Annotated in this window: 17 protein-coding genes; 8 read left to right on the forward strand and 9 right to left on the reverse strand. The window is 43.6% G+C overall.

Going from position 1 to position 15,791, the window contains the following annotated elements; all coding sequences use genetic code 11:
• Nucleotides 1-240: 240 nt before the first annotated feature.
• From F9L33_RS00005 to F9L33_RS00015, 3 genes are read right to left on the reverse strand one after another with little or no spacing between them, the layout of a single operon-like run.
• Nucleotides 241-1,323, reverse strand: a complete 1,083-nt coding sequence (locus F9L33_RS00005; protein ID WP_152140666.1) for a DUF1513 domain-containing protein — start codon at nt 1,321-1,323, stop codon at nt 241-243.
• A gap of 1 nt (nt 1,324) precedes the next feature.
• On the reverse strand, nt 1,325-2,308 hold the full coding sequence (locus tag F9L33_RS00010; protein WP_152140668.1) for an imelysin family protein: 984 nt from the start codon (nt 2,306-2,308) through the stop codon (nt 1,325-1,327).
• Entirely contained in the window at nt 2,308-3,819 is a 1,512-nt protein-coding gene (locus tag F9L33_RS00015) for a di-heme oxidoredictase family protein (RefSeq protein WP_152140670.1), read from the reverse strand. The genes F9L33_RS00010 and F9L33_RS00015 overlap by 1 nt, the downstream gene beginning before the upstream one ends.
• An 88-nt stretch (nt 3,820-3,907) precedes the next feature.
• Here F9L33_RS00015 and F9L33_RS00020 point away from each other — a divergent pair, with 88 nt between their 5' ends.
• Both F9L33_RS00020 and F9L33_RS00025 read left to right on the forward strand, forming a co-directional pair.
• The gene (locus F9L33_RS00020; protein WP_152140672.1) at nt 3,908-4,336 is read left to right on the forward strand and encodes a hypothetical protein; all 429 of its coding nucleotides are present in this window, start codon (nt 3,908-3,910) and stop codon (nt 4,334-4,336) included.
• Between the two features lie 103 nt (nt 4,337-4,439).
• On the forward strand, nt 4,440-4,910 hold the full coding sequence (locus F9L33_RS00025) for a Dps family protein (RefSeq protein ID WP_152140674.1): 471 nt from the start codon (nt 4,440-4,442) through the stop codon (nt 4,908-4,910).
• Here the strand turns inward: F9L33_RS00025 and F9L33_RS00030 are convergent.
• The 5 genes from F9L33_RS00030 to hemP form a co-directional block, all read right to left on the reverse strand.
• Entirely contained in the window at nt 4,896-5,144 is a 249-nt protein-coding gene (locus tag F9L33_RS00030) for a DUF1289 domain-containing protein (RefSeq protein WP_152140676.1), read from the reverse strand. The two genes, F9L33_RS00025 and F9L33_RS00030, sit on opposite strands and share 15 nt — an antisense overlap.
• 102 nt (nt 5,145-5,246) lie before the next feature.
• Nucleotides 5,247-6,272 (reverse strand): porin, encoded by a 1,026-nt coding sequence (locus F9L33_RS00035; protein WP_152140677.1) that lies wholly within the window; start codon nt 6,270-6,272, stop codon nt 5,247-5,249.
• Between the two features lie 60 nt (nt 6,273-6,332).
• Entirely contained in the window at nt 6,333-7,589 is a 1,257-nt protein-coding gene (locus F9L33_RS00040) for an imelysin family protein (RefSeq protein WP_152140679.1), read from the reverse strand.
• A 20-nt stretch (nt 7,590-7,609) separates the two neighbouring features.
• On the reverse strand, nt 7,610-8,089 hold the full coding sequence (locus tag F9L33_RS00045) for a hypothetical protein (RefSeq protein WP_152140681.1): 480 nt from the start codon (nt 8,087-8,089) through the stop codon (nt 7,610-7,612).
• On the reverse strand, nt 8,086-8,262 hold the full coding sequence (gene hemP, locus F9L33_RS00050; RefSeq protein ID WP_193221917.1) for a hemin uptake protein HemP: 177 nt from the start codon (nt 8,260-8,262) through the stop codon (nt 8,086-8,088). Before hemP ends, F9L33_RS00045 begins: the two co-directional genes overlap by 4 nt.
• A 272-nt stretch (nt 8,263-8,534) precedes the next feature.
• Here hemP and F9L33_RS00055 point away from each other — a divergent pair, with 272 nt between their 5' ends.
• Both F9L33_RS00055 and F9L33_RS00060 read left to right on the forward strand, forming a co-directional pair.
• Nucleotides 8,535-9,890, forward strand: a complete 1,356-nt coding sequence (locus tag F9L33_RS00055) for a cytochrome P450 (RefSeq protein ID WP_193221918.1) — start codon at nt 8,535-8,537, stop codon at nt 9,888-9,890.
• 358 nt (nt 9,891-10,248) lie between these two features.
• A complete protein-coding gene (locus F9L33_RS00060) occupies nt 10,249-11,664 on the forward strand; it encodes a Glu/Leu/Phe/Val dehydrogenase (RefSeq protein ID WP_152140688.1) in 1,416 nt (471 codons plus the stop codon).
• 2 nt (nt 11,665-11,666) lie between these two features.
• Here the strand turns inward: F9L33_RS00060 and F9L33_RS00065 are convergent, their stop codons facing one another.
• A complete protein-coding gene (locus F9L33_RS00065; RefSeq protein WP_152140690.1) occupies nt 11,667-12,542 on the reverse strand; it encodes a MurR/RpiR family transcriptional regulator in 876 nt (291 codons plus the stop codon).
• Between the two features lie 164 nt (nt 12,543-12,706).
• On the opposite strand from F9L33_RS00065, the gene F9L33_RS00070 reads away from it, so the two are divergent.
• The 4 genes from F9L33_RS00070 to F9L33_RS00085 are packed head-to-tail and all read left to right on the forward strand — an operon-like array spanning nt 12,707 to nt 15,772.
• Nucleotides 12,707-13,327, forward strand: a complete 621-nt coding sequence (locus tag F9L33_RS00070; RefSeq protein ID WP_152140692.1) for a glutathione S-transferase — start codon at nt 12,707-12,709, stop codon at nt 13,325-13,327.
• 10 nt (nt 13,328-13,337) lie between these two features.
• Entirely contained in the window at nt 13,338-14,015 is a 678-nt protein-coding gene (locus F9L33_RS00075; RefSeq protein WP_152140694.1) for a cupin domain-containing protein, read from the forward strand.
• Between the two features lie 2 nt (nt 14,016-14,017).
• Entirely contained in the window at nt 14,018-14,698 is a 681-nt protein-coding gene (locus tag F9L33_RS00080) for an SDR family NAD(P)-dependent oxidoreductase (RefSeq protein WP_152140696.1), read from the forward strand.
• Between the two features lie 3 nt (nt 14,699-14,701).
• On the forward strand, nt 14,702-15,772 hold the full coding sequence (locus F9L33_RS00085; RefSeq protein WP_152140698.1) for an FAD-dependent oxidoreductase: 1,071 nt from the start codon (nt 14,702-14,704) through the stop codon (nt 15,770-15,772).
• Nucleotides 15,773-15,791: the final 19 nt, after the last annotated feature.

Raw genomic sequence — 15,791 nt, forward strand, 5'->3', positions numbered from 1 at the left:
TAGAGATGGGCAGTTTTGCCATGGAACTCAGGCGCGACTTTGATTGTGACATGACTTGACACAGTTAGTGAATCTGCCGCTTTTGAAATGCGATAAACGGAAGTTTCAGAGATAAAGTGTCGCGTCTCTTCGGTGTATTTAAGTGCCCAAGATAGATATTTTTATACCATCAATTGTGGGCTTGTTTTTTCACTGCTCTGATACATCTTGATGGCTCTTATTTGTAAGAGGCTTTACGTATCATGGGGATTTAGTGTTTACCTTTACTAAATGATTATCCCATAAGCGTTGTGTCGCTCTTATAGGTTTTAAGACATCTCTATATAATTGAGATATACGACCATTACCGTCAGTTGTTAAGAAGCCTGTTTGATTTGCGGATATACCACTAATATCCGATCTGCTGACAGATTTTTGGAATTTAGAAAAGTTTGAATATATATGAACTTTACCACCTCTGGGGGCTGTAATCCCAATATTTCGGGCAGATATTGCGACACTGCCAATATAACTTTTTAAAGCGACTTGGTATTCAATAGGAGCTGATAAGAGTTCTATTTCGCGTGAATCATTCATGACACCTAAGAGGGGAACGATTTCCGTTTCATCACCTTCCCACTGCATGCCAAAAGCCACCTTACCATCGGTGCTGACATCTAAGTGGCGGATTGAGTTGTGGCGCAGCTCTTTATCAAGCTCCAGGTTTTCGATGATACTGCCATTGAAATTGATGATGGATAGGTTAGGGCACATCGTTTCTAGATTTAGTTTTTCACGCCCAGAATCTGGATGTGTTCGAATGCCGCCATTGGCAATCACTATCGTTTGATCGTCTGGCATTGTTTTTAATTCATGTGGGCCAATGCCGCCTGAATAGAATTCACCGATACGGCGATAATTTTCTGAACGTGCCCATAGGCCAACAACGCCTTTGCCTGTTTCTATATTATTCTCGCTTGTGCAAAGTATTTCGCCATTATTTATGAAAGCGCCGTGGCCATAAAAATGTCGTTCTGAAGGAGCATCTAATTTTTGTATCAATTGACCTGTTGCGCAATTGATAACCAAAGCAAAACGCCCTGGACGTCGAGCAAAGGCCACTGCTTCTGGCCTTATGGGATGTACCGCAGCGGCATGACCGCGCGCAGGGAGTGGAATTTGGAATATATCTTGCCCTTCGTTTGATAAGCCAAACAAAGAGAATGTACCGTCATGTAATTTAGCTGCTGCCAAATAAGAGGGACTTCCTGCATCTGCCCATGTTAGTTTAGGCGTTGTTGATGCTGCCAGTAATCCTGCAAGAAAAGTTCGCCTGTTGGTCATATCAATCACCATCTAATGCGTTGAAACCAGTGGTGACGCCTAAATGTAAACTGAGCTCTTCTGTTGCGGCTTCTTTGATATTCTTGACCATTTGTAAAAGGCTTTCAACTTCGAAACGAACTGAGTTTTCCGAGATTGACTGGAAGTTGTCATCTTGCATAGAAGAGATGAACTTTAACGCTGTGGCGAGCTCCTCTTGCGTAATTGGTGCTTCATTTTCAGTTAAAGCAATGACCAATTTATTAACGGCGCTCAAAGCGATCTCTATATTACGCAAAGGACGGTCGGAACGCCAAGCTTCTGCACGTTTTGGACGGGCCCGTTCAAATGTACCTAATGGGCGTTTCAGGCGTGCTGTTTGTGTAAACTCCAAAGCACCAATGATGGTTGTAAGATAAGATTGCGCAGCTTCTTTTTGGGATAGGAAAACGGTGTTGTTTTCTTGTCCTGCCGTTACAATGAAATCAGCAAAACTTGTTTGCCATAAAACATTCATCCGATTTGCTTTTTGTGCGATATCCTGCGTTATAGCCTGAGCCAAAACACAAGCTGTGCTGTCTGTTGGATAAGTGTTAAATTCAGGATCAAAGAGCAGTAATTCAAGAGCCATCAAGCCTTTGCCTGCTATGGACACTTCTGTAAATTGGGTGGGATCTTCAATGACAGATTTATCTTCTTGAAGAAGTCGTTTGAGTGTTTTTACTGTAAAGCCTTTTTTATCGGGCCAAAAGGTGATGGATAAAGAGCCACCAATGTCTTCTATCGGTCCAAACTGTATAGTGCTTGCAGAAACCCATGCGTCAAAAGTTTTATGGTAAGAGGCTTTTAGTGTTGAAGCTGTGCAATTGTTTGCTGCACTTTGTACAAGGTATTCTGCTTGTGTTTCAAATTCTTGGTAGAATGTTTTTGTTAAATCAACTGCGCGATATATATCCGCGTTTGCGGGAGCAGAGACTAAACATATCAATAAGGCTATGACGCGCATTATAAACTCTCCAAGAATTGAATTAGCGCATCTCGATCGGCTTTTGGTAAGTTCACAACATGTGTTTTTGCGGTTTCTGCTTCGCCGCCATGCCAAAGAATTGCTTCTAATAAATTACGTGCGCGTCCATCGTGCAAAAAACGCGTATGTCCGCTGACTTGCTGTGTCAGACCAATGCCCCAAAGGGGTGGTGTGCGCCATTCTTGGCCTGTCGCGCGTGCAGCTGTGGTATTGTCTGCTAAGCCTTCACCCATATCGTGCAAAAGCATATCTGTGTAAGGCCAGATTAACTGAAAACTTTGTTCATCTTGGTTGTCTAAACGGTTGGTTACAAACTTTGGTGTGTGACAGGCAATACAGCCAGATTTGTAAAACACTTCTTTGCCGCGCAAAATATTCGGTTCTTCGTGGTTGATACGAATAGGAACGCCAAGGTTACGAGCATAAAAGTTTACCAAATCCATTCCGTCATTTGATATTTCGACACCATCGTGCACGTCCGTATTGCCGTTAGGTGCCAACTGACATGCTTTTTGTGCATCTGTACAATCCCCCCATCCTTCGGGATGAAGTGGCGATGAAATTCCAATATCATTTAGAAATGCAGCGGATGATTGATCCATTATGGTGGCGTTATGCGCTTTAAGGCCGAAACGACCCAAAGCTAAATCGCCAAGTTGACGGGAATATACGATGTTAGCGCGGCCAGAAATTCCATCGCCATTTACATCATCTGGATCAGCATTTGCCATGATATCAGCTGTAGGGATAGCTTCTAATAAACCTAGTCCAATCATTTGTGGGGCAATGCGTGGAGCCACGACTGTGTCTGGATGCAATGCGCCATAAGCAAGATCTTCTAAGAGATATGTTGGCGCTTTCAGTGTTACAATCAAACCATCTGATAGTGTGATTTGTTGATCTGTATAACCTATCTTAAATCGCCCCTCGGCCGCATGACCTGGGATTGCAAAATCTTGGAATTGCCCGCCGTATGTAGGATCAGGCAAGGATTCTAGATAATCTTTAATTTCATCGACATATGGATTTTTATTACCAGGGCGGGCAAGACGCATAACCAGTGATACAGGGCTGTCATCTGCGTTTTCTGGTGGGTGCCCACGCCCATCTTTTAAATGGCAACGCTGACATGATCGGGCATTATAAAGTGGGCCTAATCCGTCGGATGCTAATGTAGATGACGGAGAAGATACCCATAGTTTGCGAAACAGAGCATTGCCCAGTTTGAAATTCAACTCACCTTCAAAGTCGATATTTCCAGATGGTAATGAGAATGCATTGTTGGTCTTGCTATACCGTACAGTTGCGGCACCTGCGGAAAAAGTTTCAAAGGCTTCTGCTTGTGAAAAATCATCTGTAGGCGTTGTGATTTTTTGAATACGTTCGATTTCTTCCGCTGTGCGTGGCACAATATTATCCAATGTTGGCTCTAATGCTAATGCAGCAGAGACTGACACACTGAGTGATAGAAATGTGATCATAAGTTTCATGGTGTAGCTTGATTCTAAGTTATTACCTGATAGATATACTCAGGAATTGACTTTTACGAGTCGTCATTATGAAGCATGGATCAAAAACATGTCAGCAGTTCTGAAATATAAATCGACTGAAGATCGTGAAATACAACAAACACCGTTTTCACCAGAAGCCATACAGTTTCTGAACAAATTGCGTATGTTGTCTATGCGGTGCCGCAGTTCGGCGCATGTTGATATATTCGAAGCTTGCCGCCTGTTGATCCGTGACGATGATGCAATGGCGGAACAATTTGCAGATGCGCTATTGCGTACGATGAAACAGGGACTAAGTCGGGCACCTGTATTTTACTCTCCAAATTCAAAAGATTTTTCATTTGATGAAACTTGGTTACTGCGCGCTTTGATGCGTGCAAAACACAATGACAGGGCCTCTGTTCGGTTTTTGGTGCAAAGTCGTATTGACCAACCGTATCGTAGATCGATCACGTTTTTAATCGGTAATGTGTCCGAGCAAATTAATCGAATTTAGAATCATTCTAAAAACTCTAGACAATCGTTTTCTCTTGGTTATATTAACATTAGGGAAGCCAGCCTAATTGCAAGCCACCCGCCCATTAGCGAAAGAGATTGTAATGACCCAGACAGCGGCAAACCTTGCCCCATCCCAAAAAGAAGCAATTGCAGATGCTTTAAATCAATGTGTTGCAGAAACTGCAGTAACGACAATGCTGGCACAGAACTTTCATTGGAATGTGACGGGAATGGCTTTTGGCCCATTGCATGATTTATTCCAAAAGATTTATGAAGATCACTTCATTGCCCAAGATGATTTGGCCGAACGTGTGAAAGCATTAGGTGAACATGCTGAAGGTACTTTGGCTGGTATGATCAAGCGTTCGAAGGTTTCGGAGTTTGAAGGCAAAGCATCTGACAAAGAAATGATCAAGATGATGCTAGATGCCCAAGAAACGGCTGCAGCAACTATTGCTGGGGCAGGAGGGTTAGCTGCGGAGGCTGGTGATACGTTGACAGAAGATTTGTGTATTGCCCGTGGTCAAACACATGAAAAATTCGCTTGGTTCCTAAGATCACATCTTGGCTAAAGGATTTTTAACGCCTTTCTTACGGCATTTTTTGGCATAAGCATCATGCCAATGATCGAATTTACCTAAACGTTCTTGTTGAAGCACCAGCATGTCTATGTAGGCTTGTTGGTGTTTTGGTTTTTTCAACTCTTTAAACAGTGATTTTTGCGCTTTGGTCATGGAGCAAGCAATACAATGCCCTTGGCGTTTGTATTTGCAGACATCAACACATGGTGATGGGATTTTTGCCATTTTTATCTGCCTGCTGGTTGTGCTCACATATTGTGATTTAACTTGCATAGAGAGTTTTGAAAAGTGCGGCAAGACGAAGCCCTGCCGCACATAAGGTTGGGATTATCCTCCGAAAGAGAATGCTTTATAAAGAGATAATGCAACTGAGTTTGATTTTTGATCAGCTTCTTCGAATTGGCTTAGACCAAATGATGCAACAAGGTCATTACCAAAGTCATAATCTACACCAACAGATGCAAGATAATCGCTGGCATCTGCAACGCCATCACGTGCTGTGTAGCTGCCAGAGAATGTCCATTTGTTCATTGTATATGACCCGCCCAATGTACCATATGTTACATCGTCTGCGGTTCCGTTGAAGTTTTCAAAGCGTGCAACTTCACCTAGGGCTGTAAAGTTACCAAAGCTATGTTGCAAACCAAATGAAGCACCTCTGTCATCATCAACATCACCTTCACCTGCTGATAATTGGCGGAAGCTTAGGTTATATTCTGTATCGCCAAAAGCACCTGCGAATTGCAATGCGAAATTGTCTAGCTTCTCAGTATTACCTGCGCCACCATCAGCCGTTGTTGTACGACCACGCTTTGTGATGATTGAACGACTTAGCAATGTTGTATCCAGATAGAATACCGCTGCTGAAATAGAGTGTTCGCCGCCAGCTAGATTGAAAGGAACTTCCACTGCAGCACCAATTGAATCACCCAATTCGTAGTCTTCAGCAACATCAGCACCGAAGAAACCGGGTGCTGCGTCCCATGCCAAACCAAAGGCTGGGCTGATTTTACCAGCTGCAACTGAGAAGTTATCATTTGCATAAGCAAGACCGATTTCGCTTACAAAAAGGCCGTGGTTATCAAAGAAAACATCATCAGTTGGATCTACAACAGTTTCCAATAGAACTTCTGAGAAGATCGAAAAACCACCACCCAATTCTACTTCGGCAACCAAAGTAACTTCGGCATTTACATCTGTAAATTCTGCTGTGGGGTCATCTGCAGAAAAAGTTGAAACAGCATTTGTTTCGATTTCCAAGTCTATGGTAAAGCCAGAACTGCCTTCTGCTTGTGCCAATTGCCCAACAGATATCAGAGCAGTTGCGGCAAGCGCACCTGTTAGTTTTGTCATTTTTTTGTCCTCGTCTTAAAAAGGGGCATGACGCCCCTTTGTTATGTTATAATATAACATTTATTGAAACACAGCATTCGGATTGTCCAGACTATCAGAGCCTTCGAACGCAATTTTTTCTAGCCCAAGCACATTTGTCACACGTTCAATGGATTTTGTTTGGGTCACCAATGCATTCACTGCATCTGTAATAAGTGCTTCACCTTCTTTATTGCCACGTTCCAACATTTGATCGTATGCAAACCCGTTATCCGCAGCTGCTTTTAAATCGCCCAGTTCAGTCATAGTAGCGACCAATTCAGCTTTAAGCACATTGTCTAACTCTGCATCAGTAGCAGCAACAAGACCTGATAACGATGCACCACTTACAACACTGCCGTCTACACGTGTGTATGTGCCCAAATATACATTCTGAACACCCAAACCATCATAGAAGTGGCTGTTATGTGTGTTGTCAGAAAAACAATCATGCTCTTCTTCTGGATCGTTCAATAACAAACCCAGCTTCATGCGCTCGCCAGCTTGCTCACCATATGAAAGTGACCCCATACCTGTGAGTATTGCAGAAATACCAGCACTTTCGTTTTCCATTACTTCAGCACGCGCAGCACCGCCATCTTGCCATTGTGCAACCATCCATTCCAAATCAGAAACCAACAAGTCAGTTGCCGCTTTCAGGTATTCGCCACGACGATCGCAGTTGTTATTTGTACAAGCCTCGCCTTGCGCATAATCGCTCCATGGGCGGTTGCCAGCACCTTCGCCGTGACCATTTAAATCTTGGCCCCAAAGAAGGAATTCAATTGCATGGTAACCCGTTGCAACATTGCTTTCGACTTCATCAGCCTCATGCAAAGCACCTTCCAATAATGCTGGTGTGATTGAAGATGCATCAATGTCTTTACCTGACAATGTGATCTTTGGGTTAGCAATCACATTCAAAACTGCATAAGCGTTTTCATCTGTTGCACCGCCATAGTCGGCATCTACATAATCGATCAAACCTTCGTCTAATGGCCATGCATTCACTTTGCCTTCCCAATCATCAACGATGGCATTACCGAAACGATAAACCTCTGTTTGTTGGTAAGGAACACGAGATGCTAACCATGCGGTTTTAGCATCATCCAAAGTTTGTGCAGATGGCGATGCTATCAAAGCATTTACAGCCGTTTGTAACGCTTGTGCTGTAGAGAGGCTATCTTCGAATTTAGCAGCTGCAATATTTGAATAATTATCCAATACATCAGCTTTATTTGCCAAAGCAGGAACAGCTGTTAATGCTGTTGTCATAAGGCCAATCACTAAAGTTTTCATGTGGTATCCTTTTTGGGAGTTTAGTGTTTTGATTTAGGTATTTTATGTGTGGGCATAAATTTCGTATGAAATTGACCAAGCATTTGATCGAATGCCAAACCGATTTCCTCGGCGGATTTTACGAGTTCTTGTGCTGTTTTAGATGGTACTAAATGCGAAGCTAATAAAAGCGCATCCTCGATGTCGCCTGCTGCGGCCGCAGCGATCATGTTTGCCACGGCGCTTTCATCACCACCGAAACACTGACAGCACGCCTGATGGCGCATGATTTTGCGGCGTGATTTATGAATAAGCAACAACATAAAAGATGAAAAGGTTGCACTATGGGTCGATCCAATGGAATGACCAAATGCTAGAATAAAATCATCATGGACTTGTTCGCGTGACGAACCGCCTTCGCACCACATTCGCAGATAGACAATTGCTGTCATCTCTAATGGTGGCAACTCATCTATATGTCCGACTGGGGCAGCACCCCGAGATTGTATGGGAGATATCATTTTGTAAGCAGCAACTTGTTTTGACGGGTTCTTCGAAGAAAATATACCTGCGACCCGAAAACAAGGCGTGCCGTATTGGCGCGTCCAAGAATATCATCAACGTCAAAAGTTGGGATGTTTTCCAACTCTTCCTTTTGATATTCATCGAGTTCTATTGTCGCAAGCTTATCCACGATATATCCGTATTGTTTAAATCTGACTAAAAGATTCGGGTATTGCTTACTTCAATAGTTATAATGAAGATAAATGCAATACTTGACTTTTTTTATTGGATTTATGGTGGCATGCTATAATTAGATAATGCGACGAATTTAATACAAGATAGGTATGAAAAAGCGTAATGATGTTTTCTTTAATAAATTAAGGCTTGTTCAACTGTTTGGGTTTGCGCGATACAAGTTTAGGATTTCATTTTACAGCATGATTTTAAATAGGAATGTTCAAAGTGGTTGACGTTATAAAAGTTTTTAATGGAGTTGCTACATTAGGTTCAATGAACCAAGCATTGCAAGATCCTTTGTCATTTTGGACCCCCGAAATGCGCCAAAATGACATCGCTGTTTTTAAATTTATGGGGCGTCGATTTGTAGTTGTTTTCACCCCGGATTTGGCTGCTCAAGTTCTACAAGATAAGGATAATCGATTTGGGCGGTCTGAAATCGCCAACCGAATGCTTGTTCCTGCTATGGGTGAAGGGTTGTTGACCTTGCATGGTGATCAATGGAAGCAACATCGTAAAGTTGTTGCGCGGGCATTTCGTCATGAAGCACTTTGCGAATTGATTCCAGGAATACACCAGTCGGCTACGGATCTCGTAAAACGACTGAATATGGCGGATGGGAAAGATGTCGATATCTTACCTGAAATGATGCACACCACTTTTGAGATCATTCAAGGGATGTTATTTGGTAAGGCCATAGTTCATTATGATCAGGACGAGGTATTAAATGATGTGTCGTCATATCTTGGAACATTGGGATTGCTCAATATCTTTGATTTTATGCCCGTTGTCAGTTTGTTTGCTGGCATACGGCATATGAAGGGTTATGCTGCCGCACGACGTTTTCGAAACCTTACACAAGATGCCGTTGACGTGATCCGAGCGCAGCCTGTGCAGGAACGTGAGCCGACACTTGCCTCTATGTTAATCGAGGCACAGGAAGATGGGTTTGAAAACCACCACATCATCGACAATATCGTAACTTTTGTTGGAGCTGGTCATGAAACGACATCTCTAGCATTAAGCTGGGTTCTACATTTGCTTTTAGAACGGCCAGAAACTTGGGCCGCTCTGCAAGACGAAGTAGAGGCCATTCCATCTGAGCAACGTGGAACCGTTGATAGTTTAAAACAACTTGATTTGCATGAGCGTGTGATCAAAGAAGCCATGCGACTTTACCCTCCTGTACCGCAAGTTGGCCGGACAGTAACAGATGCTTGTTGTTTGGGTGGTGTAGCGGTCTTACCTGGAGATCACATAACCGTTGCGATTGAGCCGATCCATCAGGACCCAAAGTATTGGGATAAACCTGATCAATTTAACCCAGATCGATTTTTGCAGGGTGCTGAAGGATGCCATCATCGTTATCAATTTTTACCATTTGGAGGCGGGCAACATACATGCGTAGGTATGCGACTTGCTTTGTGGGAAGCGCAAATAATATTATCAGGGTTGGTCGCAAATTTTGATCTTGCCTTACCTAAAAATCCAGTTCTAGTGGAAAAATCTGTGAGAGTTACTATGCGCCCAAGTCATGGGTTGCCACTTCGATTTATTCCGAAGAAACAACAGGCAACTTAATAGGGCAAGTTTTAGAGCGTCGAATTTTACAACCACGTCTAAAGTCAAATTTACTCGGACTGGATTTGTGTCTCAAATAGATCGCATTCAACTTGATTTTTATATTGTTATTTTCGAAGTGCGTTATTGCCCCGCGAGGTCTCTGTTATTGGTTTGTCAAAAATGAATTTTGGTTAGTGATTTGATCTTATTGAATATTTATGAGTGCGCGTTCCATGATTTTGGTATACGGTCATATACCGTTTTAATTTAAATATAAAACATCTGTTATTATTAGACAAATATAGTTTGATATGTTTTTGTGCGAAGAATCAGCGCCTAAGCTGATCGCTTTCATAATTTATAAGGATAAACGCGCATGGCACGTGTACAAGAACCCTCGTTTCGTAAATCAGTTGATATGATGTTTGAAAAAGCAGTTTCTTTGATGGATTTATCTCCTGGGTTAAGGGAAAAAATCCGCGTATGTAACTCTACATATACAGTTCGATTTGGTGTAAAATTACGTGGTGATATCCATACATTTACGGGGTATCGCTCTGTGCATTCTGAGCACAAAGAACCTGTAAAAGGTGGCATTCGCTTTGCAACATCTGTGAACCAAGATGAGGTAGAAGCTTTAGCAGCTTTGATGACCTATAAATGCGCATTGGTAGAGGCACCATTTGGTGGTTCAAAAGGTGGTTTACACATTGACCCAACGCAATGGGAAGAAGATGAGATGGAACGTATCACGCGCCGTTTTGCATATGAACTTATGAAGCGTGACTTGATTCATCCCTCTCAAAATGTTCCTGCACCCGACATGGGAACTGGTGAGCGAGAAATGGCCTGGATTGCAGATCAATTTCGTCGCATGAATACCACGGAATTAAATTCCGAAGCTTGTGTTACTGGTAAGCCATTGAACAAAGGTGGTATTGCTGGTCGCGTCGAAGCGACAGGTCGGGGTGTGCAATATGGTTTGCAAGAGTTTTTTCGTCATCCAGATGACATTAAAGCGGCAAATATGTCAGGTACGCTTGATGGTAAACGTGTGGTTGTTCAAGGGTTTGGTAACGTGGGGTATCATGCCGCAAAATTCTTGGCCGAAGAAGATGGTGCATTGATTACGGCCGTTATCGAGCGCGACGGGGCAGTTATTAATGATAAAGGAATAGACGTTGAAGAGCTTGTTGCACATATGCGGGCAACAGGTGGTGTGAAAAACTTCCCCGGCTGCGAATATGTTGAGAACGGTTCCGCAGTATTAGAAAAAGATTGCGATATTTTGATCCCTGCGGCTATGGAAGGTGTGATCAATCTGTCAAATGCCGAACGTATTTCAACACGTTTAATTATTGAGGCTGCGAATGGTCCAGTAACGGCAGGTGCTGATGATGTTTTGCGCGAAGCAGGTGTTGTCATTATTCCAGATATGTACGCAAATGCGGGTGGTGTGACGGTTTCTTATTTTGAATGGGTGAAAAACCTAAGCCATATCCGCTTTGGTCGTATGCAACGTCGTCAACAAGAGGGCAGTAATATTTTGCTGGTTAAAGAGATGGAACGCTTAGTTGGTAAACCCGTTTCAGAGGAGTTCAAAGCGAAGTTTTTCCAAGGTGCAGGCGAATTGGAACTGGTGCGTTCTGGGTTGGAAGATACGATGCGCACGTCTTATCAATCTATGCAATCTGTTTGGCATTCCCGCAATGATGTAGATAGTCTGCGCACAGCGGCATATCTGGTGTCTTTGGACCGTATTGCTGGCAGTTATAAAGCGTTAGGTTTGTAACTTTAGAATGGCGAGGAGCCATCCATCCGAGCTTTTAGATCTTGGTAGGATTTGATATTTTGGGCGGCGGTTTCGCCGCCCTCTATTACAAGCAGATGTAATAAGCTCTCGAGGATTGCAAGTACGCCAAGATAGCATGCGAATTCATGTGGGCTATCCATTTCAGCCGTTAGTACAGCATCTGGTTTCAATTCTGACAATGGAAGCTGAGAGTCTGTTATAACCAGTAATTTCATACCTTTTTTACGTGCGAACTTACAGGCATTAACCGTAATCTGGCTATATGGCATGACAGTTATTGCCAAAAGAATGTCTTGATCATTGGCAAAGTTTAGATCGTCAATTGGGTTCGCCATGTCACGTGGAATGAATTGTACATTTGGCAAAACTAATCTTGCGACATGCTGAAAATAATAAGCTAGAGCATAGCTTGCACGCGTTGCTGTAACATAAACGGTTCGCGCGTTCGTTAGTTCTGTAATAAAAGTTTCTGCGCGTTCTGGCGTCATTAATCGTAAACTATTACTTAATATCGATATTGAATTTTCAGCGGAACGGGCGAGGATTGAACCTGTTTCACCTTGTTCTGGAAGTTTGTCCAGCCAGTCTGAGGATATGTTAGTGGATGAGGCTGTGCGCAAAGCCTTCTTAAATGGATCTCTGAACTCTTCGAAGCCTTCGAAATTTAATTCGCGGGCAAGTCTGACTAGCGAATATGTGCTAACGCCAGATTTTTCTGCTGTCATTCTTATGGGATCAATACCAAAGTCTGTTGGATTATCGATTATATATTTTGCGGCGCGCTGTAATGTTGGCGCGAGTTTGCTGTAGTTTTGCTGCATTTTCTTAAGCAGCTGATTTAAATGCGTTGTTCCCATATAAAAGGTCTTAGTCTGTAATTGACTGATTTTCTAGTGTAGTTTCGTATTCCTAAAATTCGATAAGCTCATCACAGGGTTGTTAAGTCAGAAAATTAGGGGTTGATATTTGCCTACCAACTAGTAGGTTGCGGGGAAATATACATACCTAAATGGAGAAAACTATGAAGATTTATGATGTAGAGGCATTCCCAAACCCAGCACGTGTACGCATTGCTTTGGCTGAAAAGGGTGCAACAGACCAAGTAGAGTTTATTGATGTAGATGTGATGGGCGGTGAACATCGTTCAAAAGAATTCTGTGCAAAAAACCCTGATGCATCAGTTCCATGTTTGGAGCTTGAAGATGGTACATATCTATCACAATGTACAGCAATCACCGAGTATATTGATGGTCAATTCGAGGGTGTTTCTTTGTGTGGTAATACCCCAATAGAACGCGCTGTTGTGCATATGATGAACCGTCGTGCAGAAGCGAATTTATTGGATGCAGTTGGGGCGTATTTTCACCACGCAACAGCTGGTCTTGGCCCAGATTTAGAAACAAATCAGAATAAAGAATGGGGTTTGACACAACGTGAAAACGCAACTTCGACAATGAAATACCTAGACGGTGTACTTGCAAACAATGCATACTTGGCGGGTGATAATTTCTCTATGGCTGATATCACAGCCTTTGCTGGTTTGGCTTTTGCAGATTTCGCTGAAGTGGAAGTGCCTGAATCGTTGAAAAACTTGTCAGCATGGCGCGCGAAAGTTGCAGCACGTCCAAGCATTGCAGGATAAGGAGCGGAAAATGAACTTGAATGCAGACTTTGACAGTCGTGTCTTGATCCATTCGGATGAGGTGGAGTGGTTAGCTTCACCCATGCCAGGTGTGGATAGACGTATGTTGGACCGTATCGGTGATGAAGTTGCGCGAGCTTCGACTATCGTACGTTATGCACCAAACAGTAAGTTTTCCGCGCATACGCATACGGGTGGCGAAGAATTTATCGTTCTAGAAGGTGTCTTCCAAGATGAACATGGCGATTTTCCAGTGGGCAGTTACATCCGTAATCCGCCAACATCTAGCCATACACCTGGCTCTGATGAGGGCTGTGTGATTTTCGTGAAACTTTGGCAATTCGACATGGATGACCGCACGCAGATCATGATCGACATGAACAAAAACACATCTGTTGATGCCTCTGGTCGCGATGGTGTGTCTGTTATGCCTTTGTTTGCGGATGAAGATGAAACTGTTGTTATGGAAACATGGGATGCTGGCGCATCAGTAGATATGGATTTGCCAAAAGGTGGAGAGTTTCTTGTCCTGGATGGTGGTTTTAATGATGGAACAGACGATTTACGCAAACATTCGTGGTTGCGTTTGCCTGTCGGTGCAAAACTATCAGCGGTAGCTGGTGATCAAGGGGCGAAAGTCTGGATCAAGACGGGGCATTTGCCATTGGCAAAAGCGCCAGCGGTATAACCATGGTACAGAAACAACTCGCATTGATTTCTGGTGCAGGGCAGGGCTTAGGCCAGGCCTTGCTTCGCAAGTTTGATGCCGAAGGTATGCAGGCTGTTGGATTGGTACGCACACCTGAGGCAGGTACTAAATTTGATGTCCGTAAGTGTGATGTCAGCGATGCTGATGCTGCTGGTAAAATGATTGCAGATTTGATCCAAGAATTTGGCCCGCCAAAGATTGTTGTCCATAATCCAGCGGATCTGGTGATTCAACCGTTCCTTGATACAACACAAGAAGATTTCGAGGCATGTTGGCGATCCATGGTGCAAAGTGCGGTGATACTAGGGCAATCAGTTTTACAGCCCATGGTGCGCGGCGGTGGCGGTTCCTTTATTGTATCTGGGGCAACTGCAAGCTTGCGTGGTGGTGCTAAGTTCGGTGCCTTTGCATCGGCTAAGTTTGCTTTGCGTGGGTTAACGCAATCGCTTGCGCGGGAATTTCAGCCTGCGGGTATTCATGTTGTGCATACGATTTTGGATGGGATTATTGATACGGACCGTAGCCGTGATTTACATAGTCTTGATCCTGCAAAGATGATGAAATCCGAAGACCTTGCGGATGCCTATTGGTATCTTGCCAATCAACCCAAATCGACATGGTCGCATGAAGTGGATTTGCGTCCACAAACCGAAGGGTTTTAATTTATGGAACGCTCAACGGATGTGATCATCGTGGGCGGTGGTCTCTCTGGTCTTGCGCTTGCCGATCATTTGGAACAGGCAGGCATCGCTTATCTGATATTAGAAGCTCGCGATCGTTTGGGTGGCCGCATTAAGGTCGGTGAATATAACGACAGTTTTGTTGATCTTGGCCCATCATGGTTCTGGCCTGGGCAGTACCGTATTGCGGATGCTGTAAAGCGATTTGGGTTGAAACAGTTCAATCAATATGCCGCTGGAACACTCAGCTTTGAAGATCAAAATGGAGAGGTTCACCGCAATATGGGATATGCCTCTATGGAGGGGTCATATCGCGTGAAAGGTGGAATGACTTCTGTCATTAAAGCCTATGCAGGTGCTTTAGATGAAACCAAAATCATAACGGATGCCCCAGTGAAAACGGCACGTTTAACGAATGGTGTTGAAGTTGTTTTGGAAAATGGAACTGTAGTCAAAGGTCAAAAGCTTGTTTTGGCAATTCCACCACGTGTTGCATCGAATATTGTTTATGAACCTGCACTGTCTGTTCCAGAAATTCAGGCACTGCAAGCTATTCCAACATGGATGGGCGGTCAGGCAAAATTTGTGGCGGTATATGATGAACCTTTTTGGCGCAAAGAAGGGTTGTCTGGTGATGCGATGAGCCGTCATGGGCCAATGGTCGAAATACATGATGCGTCGGATATGCAGACAGAAACGGGGGCGTTGTTTGGCTTTGTCGGCGTGCCTGTACATGTGCGCAAAGGGCATAACGAAGACGTGGCGCAAGCAGCGCTTCAGCAATTGGGACGTTTGTTTGGGGAAAAAGCATTAAAGCCTGCCAAAGTCTTTTACCAAGATTGGGCAGAAGAACCTGAAACATCATCTGAGATGGATGCCAATCCTTTGGGTGGGCACCCAAGCTATGGTTTGCCTTATGCGCTGTCTAATTTATGGGATGGGCGGTTGATGCTGGGATCAACAGAAACAGCCAGCCAATTTGGTGGATTTATTGAAGGCGCATTAGAGCGGGCAGAACAACTTGCAAATGAAATCGTAGCAGATAGAAACGTATAAAGGCTCTATTAAGGATCAC

The sequence above is a fragment of the Amylibacter sp. SFDW26 genome (assembly GCF_009184395.1).
GTDB lineage: Bacteria > Pseudomonadota > Alphaproteobacteria > Rhodobacterales > Rhodobacteraceae > Amylibacter.